This is a genomic window from Variovorax sp. LjRoot84 (genome assembly GCF_964254305.1).
In the GTDB taxonomy this organism is placed as follows: Bacteria; Pseudomonadota; Gammaproteobacteria; order Burkholderiales; family Burkholderiaceae_C; genus Variovorax.
This window is the reverse complement of the sequence record NZ_CAXUTE020000002.1, coordinates 884,582-900,326: the sequence shown is the minus strand read 5'-3', so window position 1 is coordinate 900,326 and position 15,745 is coordinate 884,582. Positions and strand designations below refer to the sequence as shown.

The window sequence follows — 15,745 nt, the reverse complement described above, 5'->3', positions numbered from 1 at the left end:
TCATTGGGAGACTTCCTTCATCAGCGCAGGCGTGATCGCCGCCTTGTAGCGGGCGATGTCCTCCACGATGAAGTTTCGAAAGCCATCCATCGGCAGGTCGCGCTCGATGGCGGCGTCCTTGCGAATGGCATCGCGCACCTCCGGCGTCGCCAGTGCGCGGCCGAGGTGATCGGACAGCAGCTTCACCACCGCCTGCGGCGTGCCGGCGGGCGCCACCAAGCCGTACCACTGCGTCACCGGCACGTTCACCCCAAGCTCCCTGAAGGTCGGCACCTCGGGGATCGCCGGGTTGCGCTTTTCTCCGGTGATCGCCAGCAGCCGCAGCTGGCCCTGGCGCACCTGGCCGACCAGCGGGGATGCGGTGGCGAAGAAGCTGTCGACCTGGCCGCCCATCATGTCGGTGATGGCCGGGCCCGACCCCTTGTAGGGCACGTGCAGCATCTCCACGCCGGCCTTCTGCTTGACCATTTCCATGCCGATGTGTGCGGCGCCGCCAGTGCCGGTGGAGGCGAAGCTCAGCTTCTGCGTCTTCGCGGCATCGAGCAGGTCGCGCGCCGTCTTGAAGCGCGAACCTTGGCTGACGAACAGGCCGTGCGGAGCCTCCAGGATCAGCCCGATCGCCGTGAAGTCATCGGGCACCTTGTAGGGAAGGCTCTGCGGCTTCATGGCGGGCGAGACCGCCAGGTTGCCGCTCATGGCCAGCAGGAGGGTGTAGCCATCGGGCCTGGCCTTGGCAACGATGTCGGCGGCAATGTTGCCGCCGGCGCCGGCGCGGTTGTCGACGACCACGGCCTGCCCGAGCGTCTTGCCCATGGCGTTGGCGATCAACCGGCCGTACAGGTCGCCGCCGCCGCCGGGCGGAAAACCCACCACGAGCTTGAGGGGCTGCTCGGGGTAGGCCGCCTGGGCGGCGGGCGCGGCCAGGGCCAGCATGCCGGCGCCGGCCAATGCGAGGACGCACAGACGGCGGCGGCTCGGGACGAGGGTGTGCATGTCATGTCTCCTTTGTTTGTTCGTGAGCGGGGAGGCGCTGTGCGCACCCGCGGGGATGCAATTCAGCGGAGCCAGGCCGCCTGCGCGGCCACGACACGGTCCACCGAGGCGCCGCACTGGCCCAGATAGGCCGCGGGATCCGTCATGTCGCGGATCTCGTCGTCGGTCAGCAGCTTGCCGAGGCCCGCGTGCTCGCGCATCGCGTCGGCGAACGTCAGCTTCTGCGTGATGCCGTGCATCGAGGCCTCGTAGATCCATTCGTGCGCGGTCTGCTTGCCGACGCGCTCCGACAGTTCCAGCATCACGCGTTCCGACAGCAGGTAGCCGCGCATCCTGTCGAGGTTGATGGCCATCACGTCGGCATTCACCTTCAGGCCCGCCAGCAGGTTCCTGGCCTGAAACAGCATGGCGCCGGCGATCATGCAGCACTCGGGCAAGGCCTTCCATTCCATCTTCCAGGCGATGCCGTCGCGCTCGCCCTCCTGCACCATGCCCTCGACCATCATTGCGGCGTTGTAGCGCAGCGGCCTGGACAGGCCCGCCAGGTTCTCGGCGGAGGTCGGGTTGCGCTTGTGCGGCATGGTGGACGAGCCGAGCTTCCCTTCAGAGAAACCTTCCTCGACTTCGCCGAACTCGTTGCGCTGCATGTTGAAGAGCTCGTTGCCGATCTTCGACAGCGTGCTACCCACCATGGCGAGCAGGCTCGTGTATTCGGTGAAGCGGTCGCGCGCAGGTGCCCAGCTGATCGTGGGCACGCCCAGGCCGAGCTTCTGCAGCATCAGGGCCTCGAGCTCGATCGCCTTCGGGCCCAGCGAAGCCTGGCTGCCCACCGCACCGGCGAGCATGCCGACCAGGACGCGCGGTGCGGCCTGCACCAGGCGCTCGTGGTGGCGGCCGAGCTCGTCGAGCCACAGCGCACACTTGTGGCCAAAGGTGATCGGCAGCGCCTGCACGCCGTGCGTGCGGCCCGCCATGGGCGTGTCGCGGTGGGCCACGGCCAGGCGGCTGAGTTCCTTGCCCACGGCCTGCAGGTCGCGCATCGCCACGGCGTGGAATTCCTTGAGCTGCAGTGCCACGCCGGTATCGACCACGTCCTGTGTGGTGGCGCCGTAGTGCACCCATTCGCCGTTCTCCCTGGAGCAGGCGGCCTGCAATTGCTTGAGTGCTGGTACCAGCGAATGCTTGATGCGGCGGATCTCGGCCGACATCGCGGCGATGTCGATGTTCTCGACCTTGGCCTTGCTCGCGATCTCCTTCGCGGCGGCTGCCGGGATGATGCCCAGCTCGGCCTGTGCGGACGCCAGCGCGGCTTCGAAGTCGAGCCACTTCTGGATGCGGTTCTCCTCGCCGAAGATGGTGCGCAGTTCATCGGTGCCCCAAAGGTGCTGAAGCGATTGCATGTCGAAGACGGAAACGGGCATGGAAGTCCTGTGGGTATTAGCGAGAGGTGAGGGAGTCCAGCAACGCGCGCGGCAGCATGCGGCCTGGGTTGAAGGTGTTGGCCGGGTCCAGCGCACGTTTGATTTGCGCCATCGCGGCCAGCGCGACCGGGCTCTTGTAGTGCATGAAGGCCGCTTGCTTTTGCCGCCCGATGCCGTGCTCCGCGGAGATGGAGCCGCCCAGCCGCGCAGCGGTGGCATGCACGACGCCGTGCACCGCCTCCTCGTGCGAACGGAAATCGGCATCGGCCATGCCGGCAGGCTTGCTCTGGTTGTAGTGCAGGTTGCCGTCGCCCACGTGGCCGAAGCAGACGATGCGAATGCCGGGCATCAGCTGCTGCAGCGCCGCGCCGGCCTCGGCGATGAAATCGGGAATGCGCGAGATGGCCACGGAGATGTCGTGCTTGATCGACGGGCCTTCCAGCCGCTGGGCCTCGGGGACGTGCTCGCGCAGCGCCCAGAAGGCATGGGCCTGGCTGTCGGAGGCGGCGAGCGCGGCATCCAGCACCAGCCCGTCATGCATTGCGGCACCCAGCACGTCCTCCACCGCTGGCTGCAGGTCCAGACTCGCGGAGACTTCGGACACGTCGAGCAGGACCGACCACGGCGTCACGCCGCCAAGCGGTGCGCGCATGCCTGCCGTGGCGTGCCGGAGCACCAGGCCCAGCGGGCCTTCGCCGATCAGCTCGAACGCGGTCACGCGCTCGCCCACCGCATCGGTCAGTCGCGACAGCAGCACCACCGCGGCCTGCGGGTCGCGCACCGCGACCCAGGCCGTGACCACCTGGCGCGGCCGTGAAAAGAGCTTGAAGGTGACGGCGGTCACGATGCCCAGCGTGCCTTCGCCGCCGATGAAGAGCTGCTTCAGGTCGTAGCCCGTGTTGTCCTTGCGCAGCGCACCCAGCAGATCGAGCACGCGGCCATCGGCCAGCACCACTTCCAGGCCCAGCACCAGCTCGCGCGTGTTGCCGTAGCGCAGGACCTGCTCGCCGCCCGCGTTGGTGGAGACCACGCCGCCCACCGTGGCACTGCCTTCGGATGCCAGAGAGAGCGGGAACAGGCGGCCCGCCGCCTCGGCCGCCGCCTGCGCCTCGAGCACGGTGCAGCCGGCCTCAACCGTGAGCGTGTTGTCCAGCGGATCCGCGCGGCGAACGGCGCGCATGCGCTCGAGGCTCAGCACCACCTCGGTCCTCGAATCGTCGGGCGTAGAGCCACCGACGAGGCCGGTGTTGCCGCCCTGCGGCACGATGGACACGCCCGCGGCCGCGCAGGCCGCGACCACGCGCGACACCTCGTCGGTGCTGGCCGGCCGCACCACGGCGCGCGCGGCGCCGGGGTAGGTGCGGCGCCACTCGGCCTCGTAGCGGGCCATGTCGGTGGCGGCCGTCAACACGTGGGCGGCGCCCACGATGCCGGACAGCGTCTCGGCCAGCGTGTCGGTGACAGGGGCGGCGGGAATGGCGATGGTCGCGGTCATGCAGAAGGCGGGTGCCTCTGCGCGCCGATCGTCCTGGCGCGAGAAAAACACCCGATGTCTCCGTCTCTAAAAACGCTTCTCGGCAACCCTGCACGATGGAGCAGGGCGGCCCTGCTCCATCGTGCAGGGATGGCTCATCTATGATTTGAAGTATTTCATTGATTGAAATACAGTTCACTAAACAAAATTCTAACGAGCGTGCCCGGCACTGTCAACCGTGCCCGCACCGATGCGACGATCGAACACAATCTGCACCCATGAGATCCACCCCACCTTCGAAAAAGACATCGGACCTGAGCCCGGCTCGCAAGACGGCACGGCGCGCATCGAACGTCGCCGCGCTCGCGAAAGCGCCGGCATCCGAGGTGGAGGCCAGTGCGCCGCAGCCGCCCTCCGGCGTGCTCGAGCGCGGCCTGTCGATCCTCGAATGCTTCACCGAGGACCGGTTGCGCCTGAAACTGCGCGAGCTGGCCGAATGCACGGGCCTGGACAAGGCCACGCTGCTGCGGCTGCTCGGTGTGCTGGTGCGAGCCCGCATGGTCCACCGCTTCGACGACGGCGCCTACGCGCCCGGCCCGGCGCTGCTGCACATGGGCATGCTTTACCGGCGCACCTTCGACATCGGCACGCGGCTGCAGCCGGTCCTGCAGGAGGTGATGCGGCAGACAGGCGAGACGGTGGCCTTCTACGTGCGCGACGGCGATGAACGCGTCTGCCTCTACCGCGAGAACAGCAGCAACGAGGTGCGCCACCATGTGGAAGTGGGCGCGCGGCTCAAGCTTTCGGCTGGCGGCTCGTCGTCGCATGTGCTGCGCTATTTCACGGGTGGCAGCACGCCCCAGGCGGCGGCCATAGCGCGCGACGGCTTTGCCATCACTCGCGAGGAACGCGTGCCGCAGATCGCGTCGGTGGCCGTGCCGGTGTTCGACAGCGATGGAGTCTTCCAGGGCGCACTGGTCGTGATCGGTATCGCGCAACGGCAGAGCGCGGCGGCCCAGCGCAAGGCCGTGCAGGTCGCGCAACAAGCCTTGGTGCAGCAGGGCTTCAGCAGCCGTCCGCCCCGGGACTGGCACCGCTAGCCGCAGCGGGCGCGGCGCGCATGCCCCGACGGGTCAGCCGTTGAGCCGGTTTCGCCTTCCAGGCATGAAGCGGCAGACGCTAGGTTGCGCCGAACAGCGCGCTGGCCGGCGCGAAGGGCGCTGCGTCCTGCGCTGCATCCGTGAACCTCTCGCACCAAGCCCCCAGCGCGGCGGCCTGCGCATCGTCCATCGCGGGCACGAAGGTGCGCATGCGTTGCTGCAGGCCGGCCCACGTGTAGGGGTCTTCGGGATCGCCGCGGCGCAGTTCACGGTAGGCTGCGAGCTGCCTTCCATCGTGCAGCGTGATGGTCACCCGGCTTGGGCGGCGCTGTGGGAAGGCCTCTTGGAACTCGTCCTTCGGCAGCACCCACATGCGCGCGGCTAGCGCACGAAGCGTCGGGTTGTCGATGTCGGGCGCCTCGGTGTCGGCGATGCCGAGCGCGCCTTTTTGCAGCAGCACCGCCAGCACGTAGCGCAGGCAGAAGCTAGCCTCGGCCGGCTTGACGGGCCACTGCACACCAGCGATCTTGAGCGCGTGCGGGAAGATCTCGATCTTCATCGACTGCACGTCGGCGGCGCTGATGGCGTGCTCCTCGATGAGCGCGCGCGTGGCGTCGAGCGGCGTGAAAAGCATCGCGCATGCCGGCCAGGCCTTGATGCTGGCTGTATGCAGCCGCTCGGGCGCGTCCAGCCCCCCATCCACTGAGGTCAATGGACCTTCGCCCGCGAGCGCGGCGTACATGCCGCGCCGCCCGGTAAAGAAGGCTCGCGCGCCCGGCAGGCCGACCTGAGCCGCGTATGCTGCCGTCATGCCGTTACGCACGGCGAACGCGGGGTGCAGCGACTTGGATTCGTGCGCATCGTCGTCCACCAGTTGCCAGAGGCCGGCCGCCTGCGTGGCGGCGATGCCCAGCGCATGGTGCAGCCGTGGTGCATCCAGTCCCATCGCCATGCCGGCCGCAGCGGCTGCGCCGACGGTGCCGGCCGTGGCGGTCGCGTGAAACAGGCCTGCGTGGCGCGCGCCCAAGGCCTCGCCCAAACGCAGTGCGACTTCGTAACCGGCCACGATGGCCCGTGCGGCGCGTTCGCGCGTCAGCCTGAGGGAAGACGCCAGCGCCAGCACAGGCGTGATGGCGACCACGCCCGGATGCAGCATCGCCGCACGGTGGGCGTCGTCGATTTCGCGAAGGTGCGTGATGCCGGCGTTGACGAAGCCAGCGGCCAGCGGTGTGGCGCACGCGGCGTTGGTTCCGAACAGCGCCGCTTGGCCCGCGCCGGGCATCAGCGTCCGTCCCAGGCCGCGCAGCGTCGCGGCGGCCGGCAAGTCCCGAGCCGACCAGCCGGCGGTGAACCAGTCCAGCAGTGCCTGCGCCAGTCGCGCGCGCGTCACTGCCCGCAACGGCTGCGCCGCCTGATCGAACAGGTGCGCCACCAGAGTGGATTCGGGCAGGGCCGCGTTGGCGGAAGCTGTGGTCACGGCGATCACCATGTTTTATTGAATGAAATATATATCATTATATAAAATACTGCTTCTTGCTGAGACTTCCATGAGCCTCTCCATTCAATCCTTCTTCGATACGTCCACCGCCACGTTTTCCCATGTGGTCGACGACGGCGCTGGCGTCTGTGCCGTCGTCGACCCGGTGCTGGGCTTCGACCAGAATTCCGGTCGCACCCATTCGCGTCCGGTCGAGACCGTTGCCGCGCACATCGATGCGCACGGCCTGCGGGTGCAGTGGCTCCTTGAGACGCATGCCCATGCGGATCACCTGTCCGGCGCGCCCTGGCTGCAGCGGCGCTTCGGCGGCGCGCTGGCGATCGGCGCGGGCATCACCGAGGTGCAGCGTGAATTCCGCGGTGTCTTCAACGCCGACGACATGGCTGTGGACGGCTCGCAGTTCAACCGGCTGTTCGCCGATGGCGAGTTCTTCTCCATCGGCCGACTGCAGGCTCAGGCGATGCATGTGCCTGGTCATACGCCAGCTGACGTGGCGTATCGCATCGCGGATCCGGGGGGCGGCCCGGATGCCGTCTTTGTGGGCGACACCTTGTTCATGCCCGACGTGGGCACGGCCCGCTGCGATTTCCCAGGCGGCGACGCGCCCACCTTGTTCCGTTCGATCCGCCGCCTATTGACGCTGCCGCTGAAGACAGTGCTCTACCTTTGCCACGACTACCCGCCCGCGCACCGCGAGGCAACCTGCATCACCTCTGTCGCACAACAGCGCGCTGACAACATCCATGTGCGCGACGGCGTACTCGAGGCGGTATTCGTTGCGCGCCGCCAAGCTCGCGACGCCACGCTGGCTTTGCCGACGCTGATGCTGCCGTCGGTGCAGGTCAACATGCGCGGCGGCCGCATGCCGCCTTCGGATGCCAACGGCACCGCCTATCTGAAGATTCCCGTGGACCGGTTGTGAACACGCGTTGGCGGCAGAAGGACTTTGGGGGGGGTATTCGATTGCGTCTTCGCCCCGATCTCGTGTACGCCCTTGGCCGAAACGAATGCTATTGACGTAGCTATGCTGCAACGGCTCGGCCCCCCCGCGCATTGAGTCTGAAAACGCTCACTGCGCACCAGGCTGTCGGACACGCAGCGACTGCGTCGCGGCCGAGTGGGCTTCACGCTGCCAGGTATACCCGTGGTGGCGTCGCTGCGGCCCAATTGCCGCGGCTCCGCGGCTCCTGTCTAAGGCAACGCTGAAAAAGCCGCCGATTTGATTGGTTCATCGGCGAGGGGTTTGCGCATTGCGGGATTGAGGGCCGGAGAGGAGCGATTTCGAGGCGATTGGGCGCCATGGGTGCCCGCGCAGGGGCGCTGGGCGCCCATTGTGGACGCACTCATATTCCAACCACTTGGGACATTGATAGCTGTCATGCACCAGCCTGCGATGGCTGAACCCGCCGCCCGGCACTTCGCGCGGACCGTCAAACACGGTCCCACCGCCGGCGGCGAGCCAGGCGGCCCACCGCGAGATCGACGACTTCATGACCGTCCCGCGCTCGCGCTCAGGGTGACGAGAAGCTCGTCCAATTGCTCGAACTGCTCGGGCATCCCGCCCTCCATCCCGACGATGGCACCGTCGAGAGCTTCGTTCGAGGGATAGAGTTCGTGCAAGACCAGCAGCGTCTTGCCACCTTTTTCCTCGAAGGTCACCGTGGTGACGGCACCGTCGTCACTTTCGTCATTGGTCCAGACGAGGCGCGAGTGCGGTGTCACTTCGATATACCTACCGAAGAACGCCATAGGCTTTGAGGCTTCGTGGCCGAACTCGAAACGGTACCTGCCCCCGACACGAACATCCGCCTCGCAGGAAAGCAGGGACACGCCTGTCGACTTCGGTGCCCACCACCGCTTGAGCAGCTCGGGCTTGGTCCACGCCTCGAACACGATGCGCGCCGGGCCGTTGAAGGTTCGCGTAACGACTAGCTCACGCTCGGATTTCCGTTCCACTGTCGTGCGGTTCTTCATGAGGGTAGGCTCACTCTCTCTTCTTGCGTCCATCGACCTTCTCCTTCCGTTTCAGTTCCTCGACAACCTTGTCCAGCTCGTCGAAGCGGGCGTCCCAGAGCTGGTGGTACCTCTCGATCCATGCCGCCTCTTCCTCAAGTCGGCGCAGGCCGAGCTTGCAGGTCCGCACGCGCCCGACCTTCTCCGTGGTGACGAGCCCCGCCTCCTCCAAGACGCCGACATGCTTCTTCATGCCCGTGAGGGTCATGTGGAACTGCTCGGCAAGGTCCGTGATTGAAGCGTCTGCACCTCCGAGCTGCTCCAGAACGCCGCGTCGGGTGGCGTCCGAGAACGCGGCGAACGAGGCATCGAAGCGGGCCCGGCTATACTGAACCATACAGTTCAGTATACACACGGATTGGCGGCATGCAAGGGGAGGCCGAGCGCGCGCTGCGCTGCCGGCCGCCTTCCCCCAAATCGATCCCATCTTGATGCAGATTCAATCGACTCGGCGATCCCCAGGCCCGTAGCTTCGGAATTAAAAAAAGTCCACCACCCTTGCGTCGTTGCGTCGTTGCGTTGTAGCTGGATGAAGCAACAAACCCTTGCCGCAGCAGCCGATCAAGGCGCCGGATTCGAACAGTACCGCCGAGCAACCAAGCGCGATGTGTTCCTTGCGACGATGAACGAGATCGTTCCCTGGCACGCACTGTGCGAGGTGATCGAACCGCACTACCCGAAGGCCGGCAACGGCCGCCCGCCAGTGGGCCTGGAGCGCATGCTGCGGATGTACTTCGTGCAGCACTGGTTCAACCTGGCCGATGAGGCTTGTGAAGAGGCGCTGCTGGACAGCACGGCACTGCGCGGCTTCGTGGGCATTGATCTGGGCCGAGAGCGCGTGCCCGACGGCACGACGTTGCTGAAGCTTCGTCGTCTGCTGGAGAAGCATCAACTGGGCGAGCGGCTGTTTGCCACGGTCGGGCAGGTGCTGCAGGCCCGGGGCCTGAAGGTGGGCACGGGCACCATCGTGGACGCCACCATCATCGGTGCGCCCAGCTCGACGAAGAACGCCGACAAGGCGCGCGACCCCGAGATCACCAGACGCGCAAGGGCCAGCAATGGTTCTTCGGCATGAAGATGCACATCGGCGTGGACAGCCGCACGGGGTTGGCGCACAGCGCCGTGGTCACGGCGGCCAACGTGCATGACAAGCACCCGCTACCGGATCTGCTGCATGGCACCGAGCAGCGTGTCTATGGTGACAGCGCCTACGCCAGCCAGAAGTCGCTGGTCGAGTCCAAGGCGCCGCGGGCGCGTGACTTCACCAACCAGCGCGCGCGCAAGGGCGGCGAGATCGACGAGGCCGAGCGCTCGAAGAACCGCAACAAGTCCAGGGTGCGGGCTCGGGTGGAGCACGTCTTCGCGGTGGTCAAGCGGCTGTGGGGTTTCACCAAGGTGCGCTACCGCGGCCTGGCCAAGAACGCCACGCGCTCGTTCGTGGCCCTGAGCTTGGCCAACATCTACTTGGCGCGTCAGGGCCTCATGGCATGAGTGCGTCCACAATGGGCGCCCAGCGCCCCTGCGCGGGCACCCATGGCGCCCAATCGCCTCGAAATCGCTCCTCTCCGGCCCTCAATCCCGCAATGCGCAAACCCCTCGCCGATGAACCAATCAAATCGGCGGCTTTTTCAGCGTTGCCCTAAGCCGTCCGCTGCAGCGGCACAACGTTGTTGGCCGTCAAGATGGCGTCAATGCGCTGACCGAGTCGCTGCCATGCCTCACACTTTTCTTCGGCGTAGTCATGATGCAGATAGTGCCTGCGCACTTTGCTGCCTGGCAACACGTGGTTCTGGCAGCGATCAATCACGTCCGGGCTGACGCGCAGCGCCTGCCTCATCGTGGAGGCGGTTCGGCGCAGGTCATGCGGCGTCCATTCGCTGTTCTTGCCATCAGCTAGCACCAGCGAGTCATTGTTCCTGCGGTGTCGGAGAAAAATTCGCAATCTTCTCAAAGTGCCGCACTGCCGATCAACCCCAAGTTCGCCTTGAGCATGTCAAACACCTTGCGGGTACGCGGACTGATGACGTTCTTGCGGATGAACAAGTGGTAGGCCAAGTCGGGAAGGCGGGGTAGACCGTCATTTTCGCCTAGCCTGGATTTCCACGCACCACTATTTGGGTAACGCTGCTCGATAGGAGCAGACCGCTTCTGCTGTGTTGGCGGAGGGGCCTGGCCCTCCAGCGTTAGCAGTTGGTGCGCCTACCCCATCATCTCGACGGCCCCACGCGGGGCCGTTGGCATTTCTGCATTGCTTGTGCCAGTCCACGCCAATCTCTCGCCAAGCCGCATGCAGCTTGAGGTTCCCGATCTTTGATGGGTACCGATGGGATTGTCGTTGACACCGCCATTCTCCATATAGCACAATGCACGTATGGGTATAGGCGTACCTAAAGATCTAACAGATATCCGACGATTCTTCGCCGAGCCCTCCCATCCCCGCCAGCGCCAGTACGAAGCGCTGCGCGCCTTCTTCGTCGAAGACCGCCCCTCCCACGAGGTCGCCCGCGCCTTCGGCTACACCCCCGGATCCTTCCGCGTGCTGTGCCATCAGTTCCGCCGCGATCCCGATCCGCAGTTCTTCCACTCTCCCAGTCCCGGTCCACGCACCCAGCCGCTCAAGTCCAAGGCCCACGACCTGGCCGTGGCCCTGCGCAAGCAGAACCATTCGGTCTACGAGATCAGTCAGGCACTCAAGGAGCACGGCACGCCCTTGAGTCCCACCGCCGTGCGCGAAGTGCTGCGCGAGGAGGGCTTCGCGCCGCTGCCGCGGCGCGGCGACGACGAGCGACTTGAGCATCTGGGCCCCACCGCTGAGGCGGTGGCCGACGTGCGCGAGTTCGCGCTACAGCCCGGCACGCAGTTCACCACACGCTGCGGTGGCTTGTTCCTGTTCTTGCCCGATCTGGTGCGCCTGCAGCTCGAGGAGATCGCCGCGCGCGCCAAGCTGCCGGGCTCCAGGATGATCCCCTCGTCTCACGCCCTGCGTTGCGCGCTCGCGCTCAAGCTGTGGTCCATCGAGCGCAAGAGCCATGTCATGGCCTTGGTCACCGATCCGGGCCTGGCGTTGTTTTGCGGCTTGAACGTCATCCCCAAGAAGAGCTACCTGTGCGAGTACTCCTCGCGGGTCGAGCGTGAGCGCACCGTCGCGCTGCTGGCGGCCTGGCACCGCGCCGTCACCGACGAGCAACTGTTCGACGCCCACTCTTTCAACCTGGACTTCCACTCAGTGCCGTACTACGGCGACGATCCCCAGGTCCAGCGCCACTTCGTGTCCGCGCGCAGCCGCGCCCAGCCCAGTGTGCTGGCCTTCCTCGCGCAGGACGCGAGCGGCCGCGCCTTTTGCTACTCCAACGCCGATCTGCGCAAGGGTGAGGAGGCCGAAGAGATCTTCCGCTTCATCGAGTTCTGGAAGCGCCAGCACGGCGCGCTCCCGCGGCACCTGGTGTTCGATTCGCGCCTGACCACCTATGCCCACCTGGCGCGTCTGGATCAGTTGGGCATCACCTTCATCACGCTGCGTCGCCGCTCGGCGGCGCTGCTGCAGGAGGTGGCCGATCTTCCCGCCTCGGCCTGGCGCCGTGTCACGCTGGATGTGCCCGCGCGCAAGTACAAGACCCCGCGCGTGTTCGAGCAATCGATCCGCCTGGCCGGGGCCACCTTGCGTCAGCTCTTCGTGATCGACCTCGGCCATGAGCAGCCCACCATCCTGCTGACCAACGACCCTCACAGCTCTCACGCCAAGCTGCTGACCCGCTATGCCCAGCGCATGTTGATCGAGAACGCCTTGTCCGACGCCGTGCGCTTCTTCCACATGGACGCACTGTCATCGGCGGTGGGCATGAAGGTGGACTTCGACATGGCGCTGCTGGTCGTCGCAAGCGGCCTGTACCGGTTGCTCGCGCGTCGCATGCGCGGCTATGCCGATGCTCAGGCTCGCCACATCTTCCGTGACCTCATCGACACTCCCGCCGACGTCTCGGTCACCGACTCCGAGGTCCACGTCCACTTTCACCGCCGCGCCCACTTGCCCATCGTCCTCGCCTCCGGACTGCTCAATACTGCGATCCCCATCCCCTGGTGGAAGGGCTACTCTCTGCGCATGTCGGCGTAACCCTCAGCACCTGACGAACAGGCCACCGCGTTAGGTCAACTACCCTGCGTGGAAATTCAGGCTAGCACGCGCAGGTCCGCACCCACCAGCTCGACACCGCGCGCAGTCACGCCCAAGCCGGCACGCAGAGCAGCCTTGATACCTATCAAGCTCGAGGCGGTGTAACTGGCCGTCCAGCGGATCCCGGCGGCGTCCAGCGCCTCACGTGCCATCTTGTGGAACACGCTGGGTCCTTCCACCAGGATCAGCGGCAGCGGCTTGACGCGGTCATGCACATAGTTGGCCGAACACAGCCACACGGTTGGCGATGTGCGCAACACCACGCCCTCCAGCGTGGCGTCGTGGCGGTTGGAGATCGTCATGTCGATCTCTCCGCGCTTGAGCGACTCCATGAGGAAGGGGCTTCGGCCCACTTGGATGTCCAACTGCAGCAGCGGTGAAGCGCGCGCCACCTGTGCCAGCAGCGGTGGCAGCATGGTGTCGGCCACGTCGTGCGGTGCACCTATGCGCAGCACGCCTTCGAGGTGGCCCTGCTGCAAGCTGCGCAGAGCCTCGTCATTGATGGTCAAAAGGTGCCGCGCATATTCCAGCAGCTTTTGTCCATGTGGCGTCAGGCGTTTGTGGCGTCCGTGCTTTTCAAACAGCGGGCGGCCGATCTGGTCCTCCAGCCGCTGCATTTGCTGCGTCACCGCGGATTGCGTTTTGGACAGGCGCACAGCGGCGGCGGCGAAGCTGTCTTGCTCGTCAATGGCCACCAAGGCCCTGAGTAATTCCAGATCCAGGGTGTCCATATATTAATAAGTCTAATGTATTTGCTTTGGCTTCTCGCTTGTTGGGCGTAATTGGTTTGCCTAAAGTAAGTCCAGTCAGGCCTTATTTCACTTAGGAAACCTTCATGAGCGTAGCAGAGCAGCGCAAACAAGCGGTTGCGGACAGCATTCGAAACATTAAAGATTCTGTTGGTAATGGCGAACCCACGCGCGAGTCTCTGGCCGCGGTGCTGGTTGCCCTCAACCAGCTCGCGGCGCGCAAAGAGTTGTGGAGCGCCAGTGAGTTCGCCGCGCCCCAAGGCGGTGAACTGCAGGCTCGCTACCTGATTGCCGAAGACGCTGATCAGAGCTTCGCGCTCTACCTGAATGTCATGCGCCCAGGCAAGCGGATCGTGCCCCACAACCACACCACCTGGGCCTGTATCAGCGCGGTGGAAGGGACCGAGGTCAACCGCCTCTATGAGCGCCAAGACGATGGCTCGGCGCCGGGCAAGGCTCAACTCAAGCAGACCGGCTCCATGACGGTAGAACCCGGCACCGGCATCGCGTTGATGCCCGATGACATCCACTCCGTGGAGATCCCGGTCGGCCAGGTCATCCGCCACCTGCACATGTATGGCCGCGCGCTGGAGACGCTGAACGCGCGGACCGCCTACGACATGGAAAAAGGCACCTGCGAGACCATGTCCATCGGCGTGCCGACCCGACGCTCATGAACGCGCCCGACCACGCGCCAACCCTCGCAGTTGCAATGACATCCTGGGTAGAAGCGGCCACGCTCAAGGCCTGGCTGCACGACGGGCACGAGATAGCGCTGTTCGATGTGCGCGAGCACGGCCAGTATGGCCAAGCTCACCTGTTCTACGGCATCTCCCTGCCTTATAGCCGGCTGGAGATCGAGGCTCCTCGCCTGGCGCCGCGCAAAAGTGTGCGCCTTGTCGTTCACGATGGCGGAGATGGCGTTGCGTTGACAGCTGCGCAGCGCCTGGTAGCGCTGGGTTACACCGATGTCCATGTGCTCCGTGGCGGCACGGCGGGCTGGCAGGCTGCGGGCTTTCCGCTGTTTGCCGGCGTCAATGTTCCATCCAAGACCTTTGGTGAATTGGCCGAGCAGGTCTATCGCACGCCACATGTCAGCGCGAATGATCTGGCGGCGATGCTGGAGCGCAAGGAAGACGTCGTGGTGCTCGACGGACGGCCGTTCACCGAGTTCCAGAAGATGAACATCCCGACGGCCATCAATTGCCCCAACGGCGAGCTGGCCCTGCGCATCCGCAGCCTCGTTCCGAGCGAGAAGACCCGCATCGTGATCAACTGCGCAGGGCGCACGCGCAGCATCATCGGCGCGCAGACGCTGATCAATCTGGGTTTGCCCAACCCGGTGTTCGCGCTGGAGAACGGCACGCAAGGTTGGCACTTGGCCGACCTGGCGTTGGAGCATGGGGGAAGCCGCCGCTACGGCAATGCGGACGAACCCGCCGCAAAAAGCGCCATGCAGGCAGCGGCCAGTGCATTGGCGCGGCGCTTCGAAGTGCCTTCAGTCACCGCGGCCACCGTGCGCACGTGGGCGGTCGATCCGCGGCGCACCTTGTTTTTGTGCGACGTGCGCACGCCCGAAGAATTCGCCAAGGGCAGCCTGCCCGGCGCCCAGCACACGCCGGGCGGCCAACTGATGCAGGCCAACGACCAGTACCTGGGTGTGCGCCATGCCCGGCTGGTGGTGTTCGATTCGGACGGTATTCGTGCCCGTACGGTGGCGAGCTGGTTGCGCCAGATGGGTCATGACGCCAGCGTGCTGGACCAGGACCTGGACAGCGGACTCGCGCTGCCTCCGGCCGAGATTGCGCCGTTGCCGCCGCTGCCGTCCATCAGCCCGAAGGCATTGGCTGCGGGTCTGGCCGGGCGCGGCGTGGCCGCCATCGACTTGCGGCCCAGCATGCAGTTTCGCAAGGGGCACATTGCAGGCACGCGTTGGTCGATCCGTCCGCACCTGACCGCCGCCTTGGCTGGCGAGCAGCGGCCGGTGGTGCTGATTGCGGACGATCCCGCGGTAGCGGGCTGCGCGGCCATTGACCTTGCGGAGCTCGGCCTGCACGCCAGCCTGCTCGAAGGCGGCACGGCGAATTGGCAAGCTGCGGGGCTGCCACTGCGCGCCGGTGACGGCGCGCTTCCCGACAGCGATTGCATCGATTTCTTGTTCTTCGTCCACGACCGGCACGACGGCAACAAGGAGGCGGCGCGCCAGTACCTCGCCTGGGAGGTCAACCTGGTGGGCCAACTGGACGCGCTGGAACTGGGCGCGTTTCGTTTGCCGCCCGCTCTGCCGCCGCACCCGTCCTCACCTTCCGCTTGATCGCCTCCGTCA

14 protein-coding genes are annotated in these 15,745 nt (G+C 65.8%); 6 read left to right on the top strand and 8 right to left on the bottom strand.

Translation table 11 applies throughout. From position 1 onward, the window contains the following. The 3 genes from ACSQ9I_RS34965 to ACSQ9I_RS34955 all read right to left on the bottom strand — a co-directional run bounded on the left by ACSQ9I_RS34965 (position 1) and on the right by ACSQ9I_RS34955 (position 3,909). Entirely contained in the window at positions 1-993 is a 993-nt protein-coding gene (locus ACSQ9I_RS34965; protein WP_436316567.1) for a Bug family tripartite tricarboxylate transporter substrate binding protein, read from the bottom strand. A gap of 62 nt (positions 994-1,055) precedes the next feature. Beyond that, positions 1,056-2,414, bottom strand: coding sequence for an adenylosuccinate lyase (gene purB / locus ACSQ9I_RS34960; protein WP_436316565.1), 1,359 nt, complete (start codon positions 2,412-2,414; stop codon positions 1,056-1,058). A 16-nt stretch (positions 2,415-2,430) separates the two neighbouring features. After that, positions 2,431-3,909: an FAD-binding oxidoreductase gene (locus tag ACSQ9I_RS34955; protein ID WP_436316564.1), complete on the bottom strand. Its 1,479-nt coding sequence runs from the start codon at positions 3,907-3,909 to the stop codon at positions 2,431-2,433. Between the two features lie 257 nt (positions 3,910-4,166). Between ACSQ9I_RS34955 and ACSQ9I_RS34950 the strand changes: the two genes are divergently transcribed. After that, entirely contained in the window at positions 4,167-4,988 is an 822-nt protein-coding gene (locus ACSQ9I_RS34950; protein ID WP_436316563.1) for an IclR family transcriptional regulator, read from the top strand. Between the two features lie 79 nt (positions 4,989-5,067). On the opposite strand, the gene ACSQ9I_RS34945 is transcribed toward ACSQ9I_RS34950, so the two are convergent. Beyond that, positions 5,068-6,465: an MmgE/PrpD family protein gene (locus ACSQ9I_RS34945; protein ID WP_436316562.1), complete on the bottom strand. Its 1,398-nt coding sequence runs from the start codon at positions 6,463-6,465 to the stop codon at positions 5,068-5,070. A gap of 70 nt (positions 6,466-6,535) precedes the next feature. Here ACSQ9I_RS34945 and ACSQ9I_RS34940 point away from each other — a divergent pair, with 70 nt between their 5' ends. Further along, positions 6,536-7,408, top strand: coding sequence for an MBL fold metallo-hydrolase (locus ACSQ9I_RS34940; protein WP_436316561.1), 873 nt, complete (start codon positions 6,536-6,538; stop codon positions 7,406-7,408). A gap of 566 nt (positions 7,409-7,974) precedes the next feature. On the opposite strand, the gene ACSQ9I_RS34935 is transcribed toward ACSQ9I_RS34940, so the two are convergent. Both ACSQ9I_RS34935 and ACSQ9I_RS34930 read right to left on the bottom strand, forming a co-directional pair. Further along, on the bottom strand, positions 7,975-8,460 hold the full coding sequence (locus ACSQ9I_RS34935; protein ID WP_436316560.1) for an SRPBCC family protein: 486 nt from the start codon (positions 8,458-8,460) through the stop codon (positions 7,975-7,977). Positions 8,461-8,470: 10 nt separating this feature from the next. Next, the gene (locus ACSQ9I_RS34930) at positions 8,471-8,836 is read right to left on the bottom strand and encodes an ArsR/SmtB family transcription factor (RefSeq protein ID WP_436316559.1); all 366 of its coding nucleotides are present in this window, start codon (positions 8,834-8,836) and stop codon (positions 8,471-8,473) included. A 192-nt stretch (positions 8,837-9,028) separates the two neighbouring features. Here ACSQ9I_RS34930 and ACSQ9I_RS34925 point away from each other — a divergent pair. Further along, a protein-coding gene (locus ACSQ9I_RS34925; RefSeq protein ID WP_436316558.1) for an IS5 family transposase occupies positions 9,029-9,990 on the top strand; the annotation gives its coding sequence in 2 pieces (ribosomal slippage) (positions 9,029-9,533 and positions 9,533-9,990; 963 coding nt in all). A gap of 148 nt (positions 9,991-10,138) precedes the next feature. Here ACSQ9I_RS34925 and ACSQ9I_RS34920 read toward each other — a convergent pair. Next, positions 10,139-10,441: a hypothetical protein gene (locus ACSQ9I_RS34920; RefSeq protein ID WP_436316557.1), complete on the bottom strand. Its 303-nt coding sequence runs from the start codon at positions 10,439-10,441 to the stop codon at positions 10,139-10,141. 429 nt (positions 10,442-10,870) lie between these two features. On the opposite strand from ACSQ9I_RS34920, the gene ACSQ9I_RS34915 reads away from it, so the two are divergent. Continuing rightward, positions 10,871-12,610: a hypothetical protein gene (locus tag ACSQ9I_RS34915; protein WP_436314384.1), complete on the top strand. Its 1,740-nt coding sequence runs from the start codon at positions 10,871-10,873 to the stop codon at positions 12,608-12,610. Between the two features lie 56 nt (positions 12,611-12,666). Here ACSQ9I_RS34915 and ACSQ9I_RS34910 read toward each other — a convergent pair whose 3' ends face one another. After that, entirely contained in the window at positions 12,667-13,401 is a 735-nt protein-coding gene (locus tag ACSQ9I_RS34910) for a LysR substrate-binding domain-containing protein (protein ID WP_436316556.1), read from the bottom strand. A 104-nt stretch (positions 13,402-13,505) separates the two neighbouring features. Between ACSQ9I_RS34910 and ACSQ9I_RS34905 the strand changes: the two genes are divergently transcribed. Both ACSQ9I_RS34905 and ACSQ9I_RS34900 read left to right on the top strand, forming a co-directional pair. Then, positions 13,506-14,096, top strand: coding sequence for a hypothetical protein (locus ACSQ9I_RS34905; protein WP_436316555.1), 591 nt, complete (start codon positions 13,506-13,508; stop codon positions 14,094-14,096). Positions 14,097-14,131: 35 nt separating this feature from the next. Further along, positions 14,132-15,733: a rhodanese-like domain-containing protein gene (locus ACSQ9I_RS34900; RefSeq protein WP_436317108.1), complete on the top strand. Its 1,602-nt coding sequence runs from the start codon at positions 14,132-14,134 to the stop codon at positions 15,731-15,733. The last annotated feature ends 12 nt before the right edge of the window (positions 15,734-15,745 follow it).

Excerpts from the sequence above, each read along its gene's own strand:
- ACSQ9I_RS34965 (WP_436316567.1), bottom strand. The coding sequence starts at position 993 with ATGCACACCCTCGTCCCGAGCCGCCGCCGTCTGTGCGTCCTCGCATTG.
- purB (WP_436316565.1), bottom strand. The coding sequence starts at position 2,414 with ATGCCCGTTTCCGTCTTCGACATGCAATCGCTTCAGCACCTTTGGGGC.
- ACSQ9I_RS34955 (WP_436316564.1), bottom strand. The coding sequence starts at position 3,909 with ATGACCGCGACCATCGCCATTCCCGCCGCCCCTGTCACCGACACGCTG.
- ACSQ9I_RS34950 (WP_436316563.1), top strand. The coding sequence starts at position 4,167 with ATGAGATCCACCCCACCTTCGAAAAAGACATCGGACCTGAGCCCGGCT.
- ACSQ9I_RS34940 (WP_436316561.1), top strand. The coding sequence starts at position 6,536 with ATGAGCCTCTCCATTCAATCCTTCTTCGATACGTCCACCGCCACGTTT.
- ACSQ9I_RS34935 (WP_436316560.1), bottom strand. The coding sequence starts at position 8,460 with ATGAAGAACCGCACGACAGTGGAACGGAAATCCGAGCGTGAGCTAGTC.
- ACSQ9I_RS34930 (WP_436316559.1), bottom strand. The coding sequence starts at position 8,836 with ATGGTTCAGTATAGCCGGGCCCGCTTCGATGCCTCGTTCGCCGCGTTC.
- ACSQ9I_RS34915 (WP_436314384.1), top strand. The coding sequence starts at position 10,871 with ATGGGTATAGGCGTACCTAAAGATCTAACAGATATCCGACGATTCTTC.
- ACSQ9I_RS34910 (WP_436316556.1), bottom strand. The coding sequence starts at position 13,401 with ATGGACACCCTGGATCTGGAATTACTCAGGGCCTTGGTGGCCATTGAC.
- ACSQ9I_RS34905 (WP_436316555.1), top strand. The coding sequence starts at position 13,506 with ATGAGCGTAGCAGAGCAGCGCAAACAAGCGGTTGCGGACAGCATTCGA.
- ACSQ9I_RS34900 (WP_436317108.1), top strand. The coding sequence starts at position 14,132 with ATGACATCCTGGGTAGAAGCGGCCACGCTCAAGGCCTGGCTGCACGAC.